Origin of the sequence: Pseudomonas rossensis, assembly GCF_039888995.1 — a bacterium.
In the GTDB taxonomy this organism is placed as follows: Bacteria; Pseudomonadota; Gammaproteobacteria; order Pseudomonadales; family Pseudomonadaceae; genus Aquipseudomonas; species Aquipseudomonas rossensis.
This window is the reverse complement of the sequence record NZ_JBBWCB010000110.1, coordinates 1-18,053: the sequence shown is the minus strand read 5'-3', so window position 1 is coordinate 18,053 and position 18,053 is coordinate 1. Positions and strand designations below refer to the sequence as shown.

Sequence of the window (18,053 nt, the reverse complement as noted above, 5' to 3'; positions counted from 1 at the left end):
GCCGTCGGCAGGACTCGGCGCGGTGATCATGCTGTGGATTTGCGGCCAGGACTTTTCGATCATGGCGCTGATCGGGCTGGTGCTGCTGATCGGGATCGTGAAGAAGAACGGCATCCTGATGATCGACTTCGCCCTCGAAGCGCACCGCAAGGGCGGGTTGCCGCCGGAAGAAGCGATCTACCAGGCCTGTATCACCCGCTTCCGGCCAATCATCATGACCACCCTCGCCGCCCTGCTCGGCGCGTTGCCGCTGATGCTCGGCTACGGCACCGGCGCCGAACTGCGCCAGCCATTGGGCATCGCGGTGGTCGGCGGCTTGCTGGTGAGCCAGGCGCTGACGCTGTTCACCACTCCGGTCATATACTTGTGGCTTGAACGGCTGTTCCATCGGCCAAAACCAGCTCCGACGCCGGCGCTGGCGCTGGCGCTGGCGACCATAGACTGAGGCGGGGTCATGCGCGTTCTGATTATCGAAGACGAAGAAAAAACCGCGGATTATCTGCACCGCGGCCTGACGGAACAGGGTTACACCGTGGACCTGGCGCGCGATGGCATTGAAGGCCTGCACCTGGCGCTGGAAAGCGACTACGCGGTGATCGTCCTCGACGTCATGCTGCCGGGCCTCGACGGCTTCGGCGTACTGCGCGCCCTGCGTGCGCGCAAGCAAACCCCGGTGATCATGCTCACCGCCCGCGAGCGTGTGGAAGACCGGATCAAAGGCCTGCGCGACGGTGCCGACGATTACCTTGGCAAACCGTTTTCCTTCCTCGAACTGGTGGCGCGCCTGCAAGCGCTGACCCGCCGCAGCGGTGGCCATGAACCGGTGCAGGTGAGCATCGCCGACCTGTGGATAGATTTGATCAGCCGCAAAGCTACCCGCGCCGGCACGCGTCTGGACCTGACCGCCAAGGAGTTCTCGCTGCTGAGCGTACTGGCCCGCCGTCAGGGTGAAATTCTGTCGAAAACCGCCATCGCCGAAATGGTCTGGGACATCAATTTCGACAGCGATGCCAACGTCGTCGAAGTCGCGATCAAACGCTTGCGCGCCAAGCTCGACGGGCCGTTCGAAGAGAAACTGCTGCACACAATTCGCGGCATGGGTTATGTGCTGGAGAGCCGTGGTGTCCAGTAATTCCATAGCACTGCGCCTCAGTGGGATGTTCACGCTGGTGGCGCTTTTGGTGTTTCTGTTGATCGGCTGGGCACTGTATCAGCAGGTCGATAAAGGTCTGGGTTTGTTGCCCGAGGCTGAACTGGACGCGCGCTACAGCGTGCTTGAATCCACGGTCGGGCGTTACGGCACACCCGAGCATTGGGTGAAGATCAACAACAAGCTCAAGCTGCTCGGCGAAGAAGACAAACGCATCAGCTTCTGGATCATCAGCGGTGATCCGCACTACGAGTACGGCAACCTGACGCCGCAGATCCGCGCCTTTGCCGAAGGGCCGCTGGGCATGCGCGACTTGAATCTTCCGGATCAGCCTTATCCGCTGAAAGTGCTGGTCAGTCAGTTCCCGGCCAAGGATCAACGCCCACCGTTGCGCTTCATGATCGGCATCGACACCGAGACGTTTTTGCAGACTCAGCACCATTTGCTGATTGCCCTGATCAGCCTGGCGATCATCGGCGTGTTGCTGGCATCGGCCCTCGGCTATTGGGTGGCGCGGATCGGCCTCAAGCCGCTGATCAAGTTGTCCCAGGAAGCCCAGCGACTGGCACCGCCGTTGTTGTCCGGTCGCCTGCAATTGTCGCCGCTACCGCCGGAACTGAATCAGTTCGTCAATTCGTTCAACTCGACACTGGAGCGGGTCGAACAGGCTTACTCGCGCCTTGAGTCGTTCAACGCGGACGTGGCCCATGAACTGCGCTCGCCCCTGACCAACCTGATCGGCCAGACCCAAGTTGCGCTGACACGCGGGCGATCCGCCGAACACTATTTTGAAGTGCTGCAATCGAACCTTGAAGAGCTTGAGCGACTGCGCTCGATCATCAATGACATGCTGTTCCTCGCCAGCGCAGACCAAGGCAGCAAAGCCACCAAACTGACCTCCACCTCGCTGGCCGATGAAGTCGCCACGACCCTGGAGTATCTGGATTTCATCCTTGAAGACGCGCAGGTTCAGGTGCAGGTCAGTGGTGATGCCCAGGTGCGGATCGAGATCGCTCATCTGCGCCGGGCGTTGATTAATCTGCTAAGCAATGCGGTGCAACACACCGAACCTGGCCAGGTGATTGAGGTGCGGATCGAGGTTGAGGAGCATCAGGTGAGCATCGGGGTTGCGAACCCTGGATTGCCGATTGCCAGCGAGCATTTACCGCGGTTGTTTGAGCGTTTTTATCGGGTCGATGCGTCGCGCAGCAACAGTGGGAATAACCATGGCTTGGGGTTGGCGATCGTCAAGGCAATTGCGTTGATGCATGGGGGGGATGTGTTTGTGCGCAGTGATCATGGGATGAATACGTTCGGCATCCATCTCCCCGTTTAACCCCAACGCGATGCCCGGACTGCACCCGGTCCTGTAGCAGCTGGCGAAGCCTGCGTTCGGCTCGGGCGTCGACCTGCCAACTGTTGCCTTAAGCGCAACAGTCCTTTCATGAATCCGCTCTTTTTCCCCTCTCAAAACCCCCTTATCTTTGCCGCACCAAACAGCACTTGCCAAGCAAGAAGGTTTTAAAGATGTCCAACACTATGGGTATTGCCAGCGCTTTCGTTTTGTCCTCTTTGTTTCTGTCTCCGTTCGCCATCGCGGAAGAGTCGCAGACGTTCGTCGCGCAGAATTCCGCACGCGCTGCTGCATTCAAACAGAATCAGAGCGAAATGACGGCCAAGGCTCAAGAAGCTGCGCAACCCCCTCAAGCGTCCACCACTCAAGCCCAGCCACGGGTTGAGAAAGACAGCTGATTGTTAAGTATCGCTCTGTTTCCCTCGACACTTTTCATCGGCTCTTCCCTTTGAAAAGTTGTCTTCAAAGCCGCTGCTATCAGCGGCTTTTTTTCGTTGTGGTTTTAAACAGTTTTAGTTCGTCTTCTCTAACAAGAAACATCCTGAGCCTCAAAACAATGAGGCTCTTAGTTCATCCAAGGAGCTTTACCGCTAGTGCGTTTCCCTCTCAGATTCAGCCCGTTATTCATTGCAATCGTTGCAACGGTGGCGCCTGCTGCTCACGCCGCAGACGACTCAAACGCCGAAGGTTTCGTCGAAGGATCGAGCCTCAACCTCAACGCCCGTAACTACTACATGAACCGCAACCGCCTTCAGCAGACGGACGACAACATTGAATGGGGCCAGGGTTTCCTAGGCCTCTTCGAATCGGGCTACACCCAAGGCACCGTCGGTTTCGGCGTTGATGCCCACGCCATGCTCGGGCTCAAGCTCGACGGCGGTGGCGGCACTGATAATTCGAGCATCCTGCCGGTCAGCGATGGCAACGGCAAAGCGCCAGGTTCGTTCTCGACGGCGGGCGGCACGCTGAAAATGCGTGCCTTCGATACCGAACTGAAGGCCGGTGATTTGTTCCTCACCAACCCGGTGATCGCCGGCGGCGAAACCCGAATGCTGCCCCAGACCTTTCGTGGCGTGAGCCTGACCAACCACAGTTTCGACGGCTGGATGATTGAAGGTGGCCAGGCGAGTTTCACCAAGCCTTACAACCAGAGCGGACACACCCGAATCGGCACGTCCTACGGCAGCCTGGCCGACGGTGACGAAAGCCGGCACCTGAACTGGGCCGGTGTCGCCTGGAGCGGTCTACCGGGGCTGACCAGTAGTCTCTATGCTTCCGAGCTCAAGGACATCTGGAACCAGTATTACTACGATCTGGACTACACCTACGCTTTGAACGATCTGGTCAGCCTCAACCCGGGTCTGCATGCCTATCACACGCAAGACACCGGCGATGCGCTGCTGGGCCACATCGACAACAACACCTACAGCCTGCATTTCACCGTCGGCGTGGGCAATCACAGCGTTACCGCGGCCTATCAGCGGGTCAACGGCAACACGCCGTTCGACTACATCAGCCAGGGCGACAGCGTCTACCTCGACAATTCCCAGCAGTATTCGGACTTCAACGGCCCGAACGAACGCTCATGGAAACTCAAGTACGCCTACGACTTTGTCGGGCTCGGCCTTCCCGGCCTGACCTCGGCGGTGTCTTACTCCCGAGGTGAACTGGACCTGACCAAGGTCGATCCGGACAGCCCCGGTTATGCCTCGTGGTACAGCGCTGACGGCAAAAACGCCAGGCACTGGGAACGCGACATCGATCTCAAGTATGTGGTTCAGGGCGGCAAGGCCAAAAACCTGGCGCTGCGCCTGCAATGGGCGACCAACCGTGGAGGCAACGGCTACGGCGCGCTGGATCAGGACACCGATGAATACCGGGTGATCGTCGACTACCCGCTCAATGTCTTCTAAGCTTCAATAAGTAAAAGGCCAGCATGTTTTGCTGGCCTTTTTTTTATCCGGCATTTATACAGGCGCTCCGAACGCAAACGGTTTCTGGGATTCTGCCTGAGTCTTGCAAAACACTTTCATAACGCCTCATTAGCAGAAGTCAGAACCATGAGTGTGAGCAGTGCAACATCTCACCATCCGATCCGGTCGACGCGATCGGAGCGGCTTCTGGTTCTCGGCAGTTTGCTGCTGGTGATTGCGATATTGAGCATCGTGGCATTCCTGCTCATTCGCGAACGCGCCAATGCTGAACAGTCTGCCACTCGTGCAGCAACCAATATCGTGCAATTGATCGACGCCGACGTGCTGCGCAATGTCGAACTCTATGACCTGTCCTTGCTCGGCTTGATCGCTGCCTCGCAGCGTGAAGACCTCAAGAGCGTTTCCCCGGCTATCCGGCATCTGGCCTTGTTTGACCGTGCCACTGCCGCGCCGTACAAGGGCGACATTTTGTTGCTGGACAACAAGGGCGACGTGATCGCCGACTCGGCCTCGGTAGAGCCCAGAAAGGGCAATTTTGCTGACCGCGAATACTTTCAGTCGCACGTGAACAATCGCGACCCGAGCATGCTCATCAGCCGTCCCTTCCGTTCCAGACAGGCTGAACATGAATGGCGAATCAGCTTCAGTCGCCGGGTCAGCGGCTCACAGGGCGAATTTCTTGGCGTGGCCGAAGCAGCCATGCGCTTGAGTTATTTCGATCAGCTGTTCAACAGCTTGAGCATCGGTCGTGACAGCTCGGTCAACCTGATCAGCTCGGACGGGATTCTTCTGGCTCAGGAACCCCGCCTGGCCGAAGAGCTGATTGGCAAGGACTTCAGCGACCGTCCCAACTTTCAGCGCATCGTCAAAGAAGGCAACGGCAGCTTCACCAGTGTTTCAAGCCGCTACAAGGACGAACGCCTGTACACGTTCTCCAAGGTGGGCAACTTGCCGTTGATCGTCATCGTTGCACTGTCCAGTGATGAAGTGTTTGCCTCGTGGAAGCGCACGACGGTGGTGGTTAGCGTTGCGACTATTGCGCTGTGCATCATCTTGCTCTGGCTGACTTGGCTGCTCAGCCGGGAACTGCGCCTGCGCCACAACGCCGAACAGGAACTGGCGCAACTGGCGGCCACCGATGCCTTGACCGGCCTGGCCAACCGCCGAACGCTGGATCAGGTCCTGCGTCATGAGTGGTTCCGCGCTCAACGTTCCGGTCAGCCGTTATCGCTGCTGATGATTGATGCCGACCACTTCAAGGCCTTCAACGATCGACATGGGCATCAGGGTGGCGATGATGCCTTGCGCTCGGTGGCCAAGGTGATCTCCGCCAATGTGAGGCGACCAGCGGATCTGGTCGCCCGTTACGGCGGCGAAGAGTTTTCGGTGATTCTCGCGGAAACCGACAGCCAGGGTGCGCAACAGATTGCCGAACACATCCGAGCGACAGTGGAGCAATTGCCGCTGGTGCCAGGTGCCGAGTCGCCGATTACTGTCAGTATCGGTATCAGTACCTGGACCACCTCCGCCGAGATCAGTCTGGAACAGCTATTGTTTGCAGCGGACAAGGCGCTGTATCAGGCCAAGGAAAGTGGGCGTAATCGGGTTGTCGCTGCGGATTGAGGCCTTTCCCCGCAGGCATAAAAAAAGGCCACCCGAAGGTAGCCTTTAAAAACTAGAGAGGTTTTTTACTTACACGGCCGCAACAGGGCGCATGTAAGAAATCGGTGCAGTGCTGGCGTCATCGAAAGTCACGACTTCCCAAGCATCTGTCTGCTCAATCAACTTGCGCAGCAGCTGGTTGTTCAATGCATGTCCGGACTTGAAGCCCTTGAACTCACCAATCAGGCTATTGCCCAGCAGGTAGAGGTCACCAATTGCATCGAGGATCTTGTGCTTCACGAATTCGTCTTCATAGCGAAGGCCGTCTTCGTTCAGTACACCATCCGCGTCGACCACAATAGCGTTTTCAACGCTGCCGCCGAGTGCGAGGTTGTGCTTGCGCAGGTACTCGATATCACTCATGAAACCAAAGGTACGGGCGCGGCTGACTTCTTTTACAAACGAAGTGCTGGAAAAATCCACGCTTGCACTTTGTGTACGGTCACGGAAAACCGGGTGATCGAAATCGATCTCGAAGCTCACTTTGAAACCTTCGAAAGGGACGAAAGTAGCGCGCTTGTCGCCGTCTTCCACTGTCACTTCCCGCAGGATCCGGATGAACTTCTTGGCGGCGTCCTGTTCTTCCAGGCCGGCCGATTGGATCAGGAATACGAAAGGTCCAGCGCTACCATCCATGATCGGAACTTCAGACGCGGAGAGCTCGACGTAGGCGTTATCGATGCCCAGGCCAGCCATGGCCGAGAGCAAGTGCTCCACCGTATCCACTTTGGTGTCACCACTGACCAATGTGGTCGACATCGTGGTTTCACCAACGTTTTCCGCGCGGGCAGGAATCTGCACCACAGGGTCGAGATCGGCACGAACAAACACAATGCCGGTGTCGATAGGTGCGGGCTTGAGGGTCAGGTATACCTTCTCCCCGGAGTGCAGGCCTACACCTGTAGCACGGATAATATTTTTCAGTGTGCGTTGTTTAATCATGGCTTGGGCCGCTTCAGCGCAAATTGCGAACTGGTATCAACAAAGGCTGGCGATGATAGCAGACCAGACCTTTGCTGAACACCAATCACCTTCATAGCCCTGATACATTCCATTAATCGGCCTGACGACGCAGGAAAGCCGGGATGTCCAGGTAGTCCAGATCATCTTGCGGATTCATCTTCGCGGCAGTCGCAGCACCGGCCTGAGCCTGGTTGCGCATGACGGTCGGACGGTCCAGGTCACGGTAGTTTACCGCAGGCGCTTCCTGACGCGAAGGCGCTTGCTGTTGCGGCTGCGATGCCACGGACGTGTGCATGGTGTTGTCGATGACCTTCACAGGCTTCTCGATTTTCGCGCCCAGACCTGTGGCAACCACGGTCACGTGCAGCTCGTCGCGCATGTCCGGATCGATAACGGTACCGACCTTGACCATTGCGTGTTCGGAAGCAAAGGCTTCGATGATGCTGCCCACGTCGGAGTACTCACCCAGGGACAGGTCAGGACCGGCGGTGATGTTCACCAGGATGCCGCGTGCACCTTGCAGGTTCACGTCTTCCAGCAACGGGTTGCGAATGGCCGCTTCGGTGGCCTCACGTGCACGGTTCGGACCGCTGGCGCAGCCAGTGCCCATCATCGCCATGCCCATTTCGCTCATCACGGTCCGTACGTCGGCAAAGTCGACGTTGATCATGCCCGGACGCTTGATGATGTCGGAGATACCGCGAACGGCACCGGCCAGTACATCGTCGGCCTTGGCGAATGCGGACAGCAGGCTTGCGTCCTTGCCAAGGATGGTCAGCAGCTTCTCGTTGGGAATGGTGATCAACGAGTCGACGCTTTCAGACAGCAGACGGATGCCTTCATCGGCGATCTGCATGCGCTTGCGGCCTTCGAACGGGAACGGACGAGTCACCACCGCAACGGTGAGAATCCCCATTTCCTTGGCCACTTCAGCGATGATCGGCGCAGCACCGGTACCGGTACCACCGCCCATGCCAGTGGTGATGAACACCATATTGGTGCCCTGCAGGACTTCGGCAATGCGCTCACGATCTTCGAGAGCGGCCTGACGACCTACTTCAGGGTTGGCGCCAGCGCCGAGACCTTTGGTCACGCCGGTGCCCAGTTGCAGGATGGTCCGCGCGCCGATGCTTTTCAGCGCTTGGGCATCAGTGTTGGCGCAGATGAATTCAACGCCTTCAATGTTGCTCTTGACCATGTGGTTGACGGCGTTGCCGCCGCCTCCGCCAACACCGATAACTTTAATAACCGGGCTTGCGGGGATGTTGTCTACGAGTTCGAACATTTTCCCTCTCCTTACATTCTCTAGTTTTTTCGCCTACTGCTTTTTGCTGCGGTGCTGCGGTGCTGCGGTAAATCTTTAGAAGTTGCCTTGTACCCAGCTCTTGAAGCGATCGAGCAAGGCGACTTTCGGTTCTTCGTTGCTGTAGCTGTCGCGGCTGCTGATGCCCGAGAACGAAATCCCGTCGGACTGCTTCTGCAGGCCGTACATCAACAGGCCAACGCCGGTGGAATAAATCGGGTTGCGGACCACGTCGTCCAGGCCCTTGACGCCATGCGGCACGCCCAGGCGGACCGGCATGTGGAAGATTTCTTCGGCCAATTCGACCGCGCCTTCCATCTTCGACGTACCACCGGTCAGCACGATGCCGGCCGGGATCAGGTCTTCGTAGCCACTGCGACGCAGTTCGGCCTGGATCAGCGTGAACAGCTCGTCGTAACGCGGCTCGACCACTTCGGCCAGGGCCTGGCGGGACAGCTCGCGTGGTGGACGGTCGCCAACGCTTGGGACCTTGATGGTTTCACCGGCACCGGCCAGTTTGGCCAGGGCGCAGGCGTAGCGAATCTTGATTTCTTCGGCGTACTGGGTCGGGGTGCGCAACGCCATGGCGATGTCGTTGGTTACCTGGTCGCCCGCAATCGGGATCACCGCGGTGTGACGGATCGCGCCTTCGGTGAAGATCGCGATGTCGGTGGTGCCGCCACCGATGTCCACCAGGCACACGCCCAGCTCTTTCTCGTCGTCGGTCAGGACCGAGTAGGCCGAAGCCAGTTGCTCGAGAATGATGTCGTCGATTTCCAGGCCGCAGCGACGCACGCATTTTTCAATGTTCTGTGCGGCGTTGACGGCGCAGGTGACCACGTGAACCTTGGCTTCCAGACGTACGCCCGACATGCCCAGAGGCTCACGAACGCCTTCCTGGTTATCGATCACGTAATCCTGCGGCAGGGTGTGCAGCACGCGCTGGTCAGCCGGGATCGCTACAGCCTGGGCGGCGTCGAGAACGCGCTCGAGGTCGGCGGAGCTGACTTCGCGATCACGAATCGCCACGATGCCGTGAGAGTTCAGGCTGCGGATATGATTGCCAGCCACGCCGACGAACGCCGAGTGAATGCGGCAACCAGCCATCAGCTGCGCCTCTTCGATCGCGCGCTGGATCGATTGCACGGTGGACTCGATGTTCACCACCACGCCTTTCTTCAGGCCACGGGAGGGATGGGTACCGATCCCGACGATTTCCAGCGTGCCGTCGTCCGAGACCTCGCCGACCAGCGCCACCACTTTGGAGGTGCCGATATCGAGACCGACGATCATTTTGCCGCTTTGCACGTTTGCCATGGGTCCTGCCTCTTCTTAATTCTTCGCGACAGCGGGTTGGGCTGTCGTGGGCGCTACAGGTTCCCGCCAGCCAACAGCGAGGCCGTTGGCGTAGCGCAGATCGATGCGCGCAATGTTCGTAATCTGTTCTTTAAGCGTCTTGTCATAGATGGCAATGAAGCGGCGCATCTTTTCCAGCAGGTTGCCGCGTCCCAGCAACAGTTCGATTCCCGGGCCCGCGCTGCCGGCGCCGGTGGTCAGGAACCAGCTGCCTCGATCACGCAACTCCAGGCGCGCAATCGAGAAGCCCAACGGCCTGAGCATCTGGCTCAGCACCTGGTATTGCTGCATCACTTGCTGTTGGGCCCGTTGTGGGCCGAACAGCTGTGGCAAGTGTTCGTAATTCGCCAGCTCACGCGGGGTGAACGCCTGACCCTGGTTGTTCAACAGCGCTTCATCGCCCCAACGGGCCACCGGCAGTTGTTCTTCCAGGCGGATCACCACTTGATCCGGCCACACCCGACGCACTTCGGCGTGGGCAATCCATGGCATCGTTTCAAGCTCGGTACGCATGCTCGCAAGATCGATGGTGAAGAAGCTCGACGCCACGTACGGGGCGATCCGCTGCTGCACCGCTTGCTGGCTGATGTAACTCAAGTCGCCCTGCACGTTGATCTTGGTGATCGGCCGGTCGGCGTACGGCAACAAACGCTGCGCGCCTTCGTAAGTGCCGAAACCCAGTGCGACCAACAGCACCGGCCAGAACAAGGATTTCAGAAAACCAAAATTGGCTTTCGGCAGGCGCGCAGACATCGGCTCTTTGGCCACCATTCGGCTGGCACCCCGGGGTACCGGCTTGCGGCCGGTCGGTGCGGGGGGCTGATGTCTCAGCTGTGCGCCTTGCATGCTCTTAACCTCGCGGCTCAATGCTTGCGGCCAGAATCGCCAGAACCAGTTGCTGGAAATCCAGACCGGCAGCACGAGCCGCCATCGGCACCAGACTGTGATCGGTCATGCCCGGTGCGGTATTGACTTCCAGGAACCAGAACTGCCCGTCGGCGTCCTGCATCACGTCAGCCCTGCCCCAACCGGCGATACCCAGCGCCTCACAGGCTTTCGCCGTGAGGTCCATCAGTTCTTTTTCTTTGCTGCTGTCCAGGCCACACGGAATCCGGTACTGGGTATCGGAAGCCACGTACTTGGCGTCGTAGTCGTAGAAACTGTGCGTCGTGCCCAGGGCGATCGGTGGCAACACCTGGTCACGCAGGGTGGCGATGGTGAACTCCGGACCTTGAATCCATTGCTCGACCAACACTTGCGAATCGTAGGTACTGGCCGCTTTCCACGCGTCGATCAACTCCGACGCGGAGGTCACTTTGGCCATCCCGATACTTGAACCTTCATGGGCCGGTTTGACGATCAAAGGGAAGCCCAGTTCCGTCGCCGCCGAAATACAATCGGCCTCGGAGCTCAGCACGGCATGGCGTGGCGTCGGAATACCGAGGCTGTGCCAGACCTGTTTGGTGCGCAGCTTGTCCATGGCCAGTGCCGAGGCCAGAATGCCGCTGCCTGTGTACGGAATTCCCAGGCATTCCAGCAGACCCTGCATGCTGCCGTCTTCACCGCCACGACCGTGGAGAATGATGAAGGCGCGATCGATTTTTTCGTTCAGCAGACGCTGCAAAAGGTCATCGCCCACGTCGAGACCAAACGCGTCCACACCAGCGCTTAGCAGCGCGTCGAGAACCGCGTTACCCGACTTCAGGGACACCTCACGCTCGGCACTCTTGCCGCCGAACAACACGGCGACGCGGCCGAAATCTTTCGGCGCAATAGTGGAGACGAGGTTGGCGTAAGCAGCAGTCATTTCAACTTCCCCACACTCGGCGCAGCAACGGCGCCTGCGAACAACGGACTTTTCAACAGTTTCGGTGCAAGACCACCGATGTCACCGGCGCCCTGGCACAGCAGGATGTCGCCAGCACGCAGCAGCGGCTTGACCAACGGCGCGAGGTCAACACCGCGCTCGATGTAAATCGGGTCGAGCTGACCGCGCTGACGGATGCTGTTGCACAGCTTGCGGCTGTCGGCGCCCGGGATCGGTTCTTCACCGGCCGGGTAGACTTCCATCAGCAGCAGGACGTTGGCGTCGGCCAATACATTGACGAAATCGTCGTACAGGTCGCGGGTGCGGCTGTAACGGTGCGGCTGGTAGACCATCACCAGACGGCGTTCCGGCCAGCCACCGCGCACGGCTTTGATGACCGCGGCGACTTCGGTCGGGTGATGACCGTAGTCGTCGACCAGCATCACGTTGCCGCCTTCTACCGGCAGTTCGCCGTAGACCTGGAAGCGTCGGCCGACACCCTGGAACCCGGACAGGCCCTGGACGATGGCTTCATCGCTGACACCTTCATCGGTGGCGATGCAGATGGTTGCCAGTGCGTTCAACACGTTGTGGTTGCCCGGCATGTTCACCGAGACATCCAGTGGATCGCGATCAGGACGCAGCACGGTGAAGAAGGTCTGCATGCCCTGCTGACGCACATTGATCGCGCGCACGTCGCAGTCGTCGCCGAAGCCATAAGTGACGGTCGGACGTTTCACCTGCGGCAGGATTTCACGCACCACCGGATCGTCCAGGCACACCACCGCCAGACCGTAGAACGGCAGGTTGTGGAGGAACTCGACGAAGGTTTTCTTCAGTTTGTTGAAGTCACCGTCGTAGGTCGCCATGTGGTCGGCGTCGATGTTGGTGACCACGGCCACCAGCGGCTGCAAGTGCAGGAAGCTGGCGTCGCTTTCGTCAGCTTCAGCGATCAGGTAACGGCTGGTGCCCAGTTGAGCATTAGTGCCCGCGGCATTCAGACGGCCACCGATCACGAATGTCGGGTCCAGGCCACCGGCGGCAAACACCGAAGCGATCAGGCTGGTGGTGGTGGTTTTGCCATGGGTACCGGCGACGGCGATGCCGTGGCGGTAGCGCATCAGCTCAGCCAGCATTTCAGCGCGAGGCACCACCGGAATGCGGCGTTCCAGGGCAGTGGCGACTTCCGGGTTGGACGTGTTCACGGCACTGGAGGTGACCAGCACATCGGCGTTCGCGGCGTTCTCGGCGCGGTGGCCGATAAAGATCTGGGCGCCGAAGGACTCGAGACGCTCGGTCACCGGCGAAGCTTTCAGGTCGGAACCGGACACTTCATAGCCCAGGTTCAACAACACTTCGGCAATGCCGCACATGCCCACGCCGCCGATTCCGACGAAGTGGATGCGACGGATGCGGCGCATTTCCGGTTGCGGCATGGCTTTCTGATTCTCAACCATGGGCCACCTCCAGGCAGGTATCGACCACGTTACGGGTTGCATCGGGTTTGGCCAGGCGGCGTGCCGCGGTGGCCATGTCGGTCAGTCGTTGTGGTTGCATCAGGACCTCTGTCAGGCGTGCGGCAAGATCCGCTGCGCCAGTCGTTCTTTGCGGCATCAGGAAGGCAGCGCCTTCACGGGCCAAATAATCGGCGTTGCGGGTCTGGTGATCGTCGATCGCGTGAGGCAAAGGCACCAGCATCGAGGGCAGACCGGCGGCGGCCAGTTCACTGATGGTCAGCGCGCCTGCGCGGCACACCACCAGGTCGGCCCAGCCATAGGCTTGGGCCATGTCTTTGATGAAAGGCTGCACTTGCGCCTCGACGCCAGCCGCGCGATAGCGCTCTGCAGTCACTTCATCGTGGTTTTTGCCGGCCTGATGAAACACTTCCGGGCGCAGGTCGGGGGCGACTTGCGACAGGGCTTCAGGCAGCAACTTGTTCAACGGTTCTGCGCCCAGGCTTCCACCCAGGATCAGCAAACGCGCCTTGCGACCGGCCAGAGCCTGTCGCGGTGTTTCGAGGAACAGTTCGGTGCGCACCGGGTTACCGGTGGTCCGACGGCTGCCCGACAGGGTAAAGGTGTCGGGGAACGCTTCACAGACTCGAGCGGCCAACGGCACCAGCAACCGATTGGCGGTACCGGCCACGGCGTTCTGCTCGTGAACGATCACCGGCACGCCGGCCAGTTTGGCTGCAACGCCACCAGGACCGGTCACATAACCACCAAAGCCGACGACACACACCGGCCGCAGTTGGCGAATGATCGCCCGTGCCTGCCAGATCGACTTGAGCAACATGAACGGCGCCTTGAGCAGGGACAATTTGCCCTTGCCACGCAATCCGCTGGCATTGATCCGATGCAGTTCGATGCCGGCCACCGGGACCAGATCGTTCTCGATGCCACGCGGTGTCCCGAGCCAATGCACGGTGTAACCACGGGCCTGGAATTCGCGAGCACACGCCAGCGCCGGGAACACGTGGCCACCGGTGCCGCCCGCCATGATCAATACGTTAGCGCCCATGGGTCGGCTCCTCGGCGAAGTCGCTCTCATGGAACTCCATCTCTTCGCTGCCCAAGTGGGTTCGACTTTCCCATTCAATGCGCAGCAACAAGCCGAGACAGGCACAGCAGATCACCAACGAACTACCTCCATAACTGAGGAACGGCAGGGTCAGGCCTTTGGTTGGCAACAAACCGACGTTCACCCCGATGTTGATCAGGAACTGACCAATCCACAGGAACGACAAGCCGTACGCGATGTAGGCGGCGAAAAACTGCTTGGCCTTTTCCGCCCAATAACCGATGTACATGCCACGAATACAGACAAAGACGAACAGCGCTACCGTGCACAAAGAACCCACGGCACCCAGTTCTTCAGCCAGGACCGAGAACACGAAGTCGGTGTGGGCTTCCGGCAGGTAGAACTGTTTCTGCACGCTATTGCCAAGGCCAACGCCCAGCCATTCGCCGCGACCAAAAGCAATCAATGCTTGAGACAACTGATAGCCAGCACCGAACTGGTCGGCCCACGGATCCGCAAAGTTGGTCAGGCGCGCCATTCGATACGGCTGCACTTGAATCAACAACACCACCGCCGCGACCGCCAGGACAACCATCAAGGAAAAACGGAACAGCCCGACCCCGCCAAGGAACAGCATCGCCGCAGCAGCCCCCATCATCACGACGGTGGCGCCGAAGTCCGGTTCCATCAGCAACAGACCCGCCATTGGCAGCAGAACGATGAACGGCTTGAAGAAGCCCATCCAGCTTTCACGCACTTCTTTCTGACGACGCACCAGGTAACCGGCCAGGTAAATAACGACAAATACCTTGGCGATTTCCGACGGCTGAACGTTGAAGAAACTGAAGCCGATCCAGCGCATCGAACCGTTCACTTCACGGCCGATCCCCGGGATGATCACCATCACCAGCAAACCGAACGCACCCATCAGCATCAGCCAGCCCAGGCGTTGCCAGGTGGCGATCGGAATCATCATGGTGACGATGCAGGCACCCAGGCCCAGCACGATGTAGATAAGGTGGCGAATCATGTAATACAGGGCACTGCCCGACTGCACCGCAGCCACTTCGGTCGATGCCGATGCAATCATGACCAGCCCGAGGCCGATCAATGCCAGGCAGCCGGCGAGCATCGGGAAGTCGAGGTCGATGCCGCGCCCGGTGATGATCGGCGACGGATAGGGCTTGATGATGTTCATCAGGCTCATACCAGATCCTCCACGGCGCGGACGAACTGGTGACCACGGTCTTCGTAATTCTTGAACATGTCGAAACTGGCGCAAGCCGGCGACAACAACACGGCGTCGCCCGTCTCTGCGATGGCGCGGCATTGCTCGACCGCTTCGATCAGCGAGTTGACGCGAATCAGTGGCACGGCATCGCCAATGGCCTGAGCGATCAGCTCGGAGTCACGGCCCATCAGCACCACGGCACGGCAGTTGACCGCCACCGGATCACGCAAGTCCTTGAACTCGGCACCCTTGCCGTCGCCACCGGCGATCAGCACGAGTTTGCCGTCAATGTCCGCGCCCAGACCTTCGATGGCAGCCAGTGCGGCACCGACGTTGGTGGCTTTGGAATCGTTGTAGTAGCTCACGCCATTCAGGTCACGGACCCACTGGCAGCGATGCTCAAGCCCGGCGAAGGTGCGCAGGCTCGACAGCATGGCGTCGAACGGCAGGCCGACGGCGTGGCCCAGGGCCAATGCCGCCAAGGCGTTGGACTGGTTGTGGGCGCCGCGAATTTTCAACTCGCGCACCGACATCAGGTTCTGGAATTCGAAGGCCAGGTACTTCTCGCCGTCTTCTTCGCGGATACCGAATGCCTTGAAATCAGGTTTGCTCAAACCGAAGGTCCAGCATGGCTGACCTTCACCAATCAGCGGACGGCTCAGGGCATCCTGACGGTTCACCACAAACTGCTTGGCACCCCGGAAGATCCGGTGCTTGGCCAGGTGATAGGCCGGCAGGCCGCTGTAGCGGTCCATGTGGTCTTCGCTGACGTTGAGCACGGTCGCCACTTCGGCGTTGAGCTGATCGGTGGTTTCGAGCTGGAAGCTCGACAGTTCCATCACGTACAACTCGACGTCGTCGCTGAGCAGGTCCAGCGCCGGCGTACCGAGATTGCCACCGACGGCGACACGCTTGCCGGCCGCCGCAGCCATCTCGCCGACCAGTGTGGTGACGGTGCTTTTTGCGTTGGAACCGCTGATGGCGACGATCGGCGCCTTCGCGTTACGCGCGAACAGCTCGATGTCACCGGACAATTTCACGCCACGGGCGGCGGCAGCCTGCAGGGCCGGGGTCGCCAGCGCCAGGCCGGGGCTCACGTAGAGCTCGTCGGCGCGGCACAGGAATTCGACGTCCAGCTCGCCACAACGCACTTCCACGTGCGGATAGTCACGCTTGAGCGTGGCCAGTTCCGGTGGATTTTCCCGCGTGTCGGCGACAGCAAACGACGTGCCCCGGTTCGCCAGGAAGCGAACCAGGGACATGCCGCTCTTGCCGAGGCCGACAACGATGCGGAAGTGGTCAGAAGCGATCAGAGACACTCGTTCTACCTCAGCTTCAGGGTGGCAAGGCCAACCAGCACGAGAATCACGGTGATGATCCAGAAACGGACGATCACGCGCGGCTCGGGCCAGCCCTTGAGTTCAAAGTGGTGGTGAATCGGTGCCATGCGGAATACACGGCGACCGGTGAGTTTGAAGGAAGCCACCTGGATGACGACTGACAGGGTCTCCATCACGAACACGCCGCCCATGATGAACAGGACGATTTCCTGACGGACGATCACCGCGATGGTGCCCAGGGCCGCGCCCAGCGCCAGTGCGCCGACGTCGCCCATGAACACCTGAGCCGGATACGTGTTGAACCAGAGGAACCCGAGACCCGCGCCGATCAAGGCACCGCAGAACACGATCAACTCGCCTGCGCCCGGTACATACGGGATCAGCAGGTATTCAGCGAATTTCACGTTACCCGACAGGTAGCAGAAAATCCCCAACCCGCCGCCGACCATTACGGTGGGCATAATCGCCAGACCGTCGAGGCCGTCGGTCAGGTTGACCGCGTTGCTCGAGCCGACGATCACGAAGTAAGTCAGGACAATGAAACCTACGCCCAGCGGAATGCTGTGGTCCTTGAGCATCGGCAGGATCAGGGTGGTTTCCACCGGTGTCGCTGCGGTCATATAAAGGAAGATCGCCGCGCCCAGGCCGAACACCGATTGCCAGAAGTACTTCCAGCGGCTCGGCAAGCCACGGGAGTTCTTCTCGATCACTTTGCGGTAATCGTCGACCCAGCCGATCGCGCCGAACAGCAAAGTCACCAGCAGCACGGTCCACACGTAACGGTTGGACAGGTCAGCCCAAAGCAACGTGCTGACGCCGATGGACGAAAGAATCAGCGCGCCGCCCATGGTCGGGGTGCCCGACTTGGACAAGTGCGATTGTGGACCGTCGTTACGAACGGATTGACCGATCTGACGGTTCTGCAAAGTGCGGATCATCCACGGGCCAAAGCACAGCGACAAAACCAACGCGGTCAGCACACCGAGAATCCCGCGCAGGGTCAGGTACTGAAAGACCGCGAAGCCTTTGTAGAACTGTTGCAGATACTCCGCTAGCAGCAGCAGCATTAATGTTTCTCCAGGCTGGTCCCGCACAAAGCGGCGACGATGTTTTCCATCGCAGCGCTGCGCGAGCCCTTGATCAAAATGGTGGTGTTTGTGTCTTGCTCGGCGCCGAGGGCCTTGATCAGTTCAGCCTGAGTGGTGAAGTGATAGGCCTGCTCGCCGAAAGCGTTCACGGCGTGAGCCATCATTGGCCCGACAGCGTAAAGCGCGGAAACCTTGCCACGGGCGTACTCGCCCACATCGCGGTGCCCCTGCTCCGCCCAGTCGCCCAACTCGCCAATATCTCCGAGCACCAGAACGGTGCGACCGGAAAAGCCGGCGAGTATATCAACGGCGGCGCACATGGAGGTGGGGTTCGCGTTGTATGTG

General features: G+C 59.6%; 17 protein-coding genes. 6 read left to right on the top strand and 11 right to left on the bottom strand.

Annotated features, from left to right (window positions below; genetic code table 11):
- From WLY71_RS23210 to WLY71_RS23185, 6 genes are all read left to right on the top strand, one after another.
- Positions 1-445: efflux RND transporter permease subunit (locus WLY71_RS23210; protein ID WP_347805401.1), on the top strand; the 445-nt coding region annotated here is incomplete at its 5' end.
- A 9-nt stretch (positions 446-454) separates the two neighbouring features.
- The gene (locus WLY71_RS23205; RefSeq protein ID WP_123365697.1) at positions 455-1,132 is read left to right on the top strand and encodes a heavy metal response regulator transcription factor; all 678 of its coding nucleotides are present in this window, start codon (positions 455-457) and stop codon (positions 1,130-1,132) included.
- Positions 1,122-2,486, top strand: coding sequence for a heavy metal sensor histidine kinase (locus tag WLY71_RS23200; RefSeq protein WP_347805400.1), 1,365 nt, complete (start codon positions 1,122-1,124; stop codon positions 2,484-2,486). The genes WLY71_RS23205 and WLY71_RS23200 overlap by 11 nt, the downstream gene beginning before the upstream one ends.
- A gap of 191 nt (positions 2,487-2,677) precedes the next feature.
- Positions 2,678-2,902 (top strand): hypothetical protein, encoded by a 225-nt coding sequence (locus WLY71_RS23195; protein WP_347805399.1) that lies wholly within the window; start codon positions 2,678-2,680, stop codon positions 2,900-2,902.
- 195 nt (positions 2,903-3,097) lie between these two features.
- The gene (locus tag WLY71_RS23190; RefSeq protein ID WP_347805398.1) at positions 3,098-4,417 is read left to right on the top strand and encodes an OprD family porin; all 1,320 of its coding nucleotides are present in this window, start codon (positions 3,098-3,100) and stop codon (positions 4,415-4,417) included.
- Positions 4,418-4,564: 147 nt separating this feature from the next.
- Entirely contained in the window at positions 4,565-6,061 is a 1,497-nt protein-coding gene (locus WLY71_RS23185) for a diguanylate cyclase (protein ID WP_347805397.1), read from the top strand.
- 69 nt (positions 6,062-6,130) lie between these two features.
- Here the strand turns inward: WLY71_RS23185 and lpxC are convergent, their stop codons facing one another.
- From lpxC to WLY71_RS23130, 11 genes are all read right to left on the bottom strand, one after another.
- A complete protein-coding gene (gene lpxC, locus WLY71_RS23180) occupies positions 6,131-7,042 on the bottom strand; it encodes a UDP-3-O-acyl-N-acetylglucosamine deacetylase (RefSeq protein ID WP_283181600.1) in 912 nt (303 codons plus the stop codon).
- Positions 7,043-7,154: 112 nt separating this feature from the next.
- The gene (gene ftsZ, locus WLY71_RS23175) at positions 7,155-8,348 is read right to left on the bottom strand and encodes a cell division protein FtsZ (protein WP_033061342.1); all 1,194 of its coding nucleotides are present in this window, start codon (positions 8,346-8,348) and stop codon (positions 7,155-7,157) included.
- A 75-nt stretch (positions 8,349-8,423) separates the two neighbouring features.
- Positions 8,424-9,683, bottom strand: coding sequence for a cell division protein FtsA (gene ftsA, locus WLY71_RS23170; protein ID WP_033061341.1), 1,260 nt, complete (start codon positions 9,681-9,683; stop codon positions 8,424-8,426).
- A gap of 15 nt (positions 9,684-9,698) precedes the next feature.
- Entirely contained in the window at positions 9,699-10,568 is an 870-nt protein-coding gene (locus WLY71_RS23165) for a cell division protein FtsQ/DivIB (RefSeq protein ID WP_347805396.1), read from the bottom strand.
- 4 nt (positions 10,569-10,572) lie between these two features.
- A complete protein-coding gene (locus WLY71_RS23160; protein WP_033061339.1) occupies positions 10,573-11,529 on the bottom strand; it encodes a D-alanine--D-alanine ligase in 957 nt (318 codons plus the stop codon).
- Positions 11,526-12,986, bottom strand: coding sequence for a UDP-N-acetylmuramate--L-alanine ligase (murC, locus tag WLY71_RS23155; protein WP_347805395.1), 1,461 nt, complete (start codon positions 12,984-12,986; stop codon positions 11,526-11,528). The genes WLY71_RS23160 and murC overlap by 4 nt, the downstream gene beginning before the upstream one ends.
- The gene (gene murG, locus WLY71_RS23150; RefSeq protein ID WP_046048250.1) at positions 12,979-14,049 is read right to left on the bottom strand and encodes an undecaprenyldiphospho-muramoylpentapeptide beta-N-acetylglucosaminyltransferase; all 1,071 of its coding nucleotides are present in this window, start codon (positions 14,047-14,049) and stop codon (positions 12,979-12,981) included. The genes murC and murG overlap by 8 nt, the downstream gene beginning before the upstream one ends.
- Complete coding sequence (gene ftsW / locus WLY71_RS23145) at positions 14,039-15,256, bottom strand: putative lipid II flippase FtsW (RefSeq protein ID WP_403143978.1); 1,218 nt, start codon at positions 15,254-15,256, stop codon at positions 14,039-14,041. Before ftsW ends, murG begins: the two co-directional genes overlap by 11 nt.
- On the bottom strand, positions 15,253-16,599 hold the full coding sequence (murD, locus tag WLY71_RS23140) for a UDP-N-acetylmuramoyl-L-alanine--D-glutamate ligase (RefSeq protein ID WP_347805394.1): 1,347 nt from the start codon (positions 16,597-16,599) through the stop codon (positions 15,253-15,255). Before murD ends, ftsW begins: the two co-directional genes overlap by 4 nt.
- 5 nt (positions 16,600-16,604) lie before the next feature.
- Positions 16,605-17,687: a phospho-N-acetylmuramoyl-pentapeptide-transferase gene (gene mraY / locus WLY71_RS23135; protein ID WP_347805393.1), complete on the bottom strand. Its 1,083-nt coding sequence runs from the start codon at positions 17,685-17,687 to the stop codon at positions 16,605-16,607.
- Positions 17,687-18,053, bottom strand: a 367-nt coding sequence (locus WLY71_RS23130) for a glutamate ligase domain-containing protein (RefSeq protein ID WP_425589956.1), incomplete at its 5' end; no start/stop codon positions are given. The genes mraY and WLY71_RS23130, both read right to left, overlap by 1 nt.

What these genes read in the sequence shown, in the direction of transcription:
- WLY71_RS23205 (WP_123365697.1), top strand. Translation starts at nt 455, where the DNA reads ATGCGCGTTCTGATTATCGAAGACGAAGAAAAAACCGCGGATTATCTG.
- WLY71_RS23195 (WP_347805399.1), top strand. Translation starts at nt 2,678, where the DNA reads ATGTCCAACACTATGGGTATTGCCAGCGCTTTCGTTTTGTCCTCTTTG.
- WLY71_RS23185 (WP_347805397.1), top strand. Translation starts at nt 4,565, where the DNA reads ATGAGTGTGAGCAGTGCAACATCTCACCATCCGATCCGGTCGACGCGA.
- lpxC (WP_283181600.1), bottom strand. Translation starts at nt 7,042, where the DNA reads ATGATTAAACAACGCACACTGAAAAATATTATCCGTGCTACAGGTGTA.
- ftsZ (WP_033061342.1), bottom strand. Translation starts at nt 8,348, where the DNA reads ATGTTCGAACTCGTAGACAACATCCCCGCAAGCCCGGTTATTAAAGTT.
- ftsA (WP_033061341.1), bottom strand. Translation starts at nt 9,683, where the DNA reads ATGGCAAACGTGCAAAGCGGCAAAATGATCGTCGGTCTCGATATCGGC.
- WLY71_RS23165 (WP_347805396.1), bottom strand. Translation starts at nt 10,568, where the DNA reads ATGCAAGGCGCACAGCTGAGACATCAGCCCCCCGCACCGACCGGCCGC.
- WLY71_RS23160 (WP_033061339.1), bottom strand. Translation starts at nt 11,529, where the DNA reads ATGACTGCTGCTTACGCCAACCTCGTCTCCACTATTGCGCCGAAAGAT.
- murC (WP_347805395.1), bottom strand. Translation starts at nt 12,986, where the DNA reads ATGGTTGAGAATCAGAAAGCCATGCCGCAACCGGAAATGCGCCGCATC.
- murG (WP_046048250.1), bottom strand. Translation starts at nt 14,049, where the DNA reads ATGGGCGCTAACGTATTGATCATGGCGGGCGGCACCGGTGGCCACGTG.
- ftsW (WP_403143978.1), bottom strand. Translation starts at nt 15,256, where the DNA reads ATGAGCCTGATGAACATCATCAAGCCCTATCCGTCGCCGATCATCACC.
- mraY (WP_347805393.1), bottom strand. Translation starts at nt 17,687, where the DNA reads ATGCTGCTGCTGCTAGCGGAGTATCTGCAACAGTTCTACAAAGGCTTC.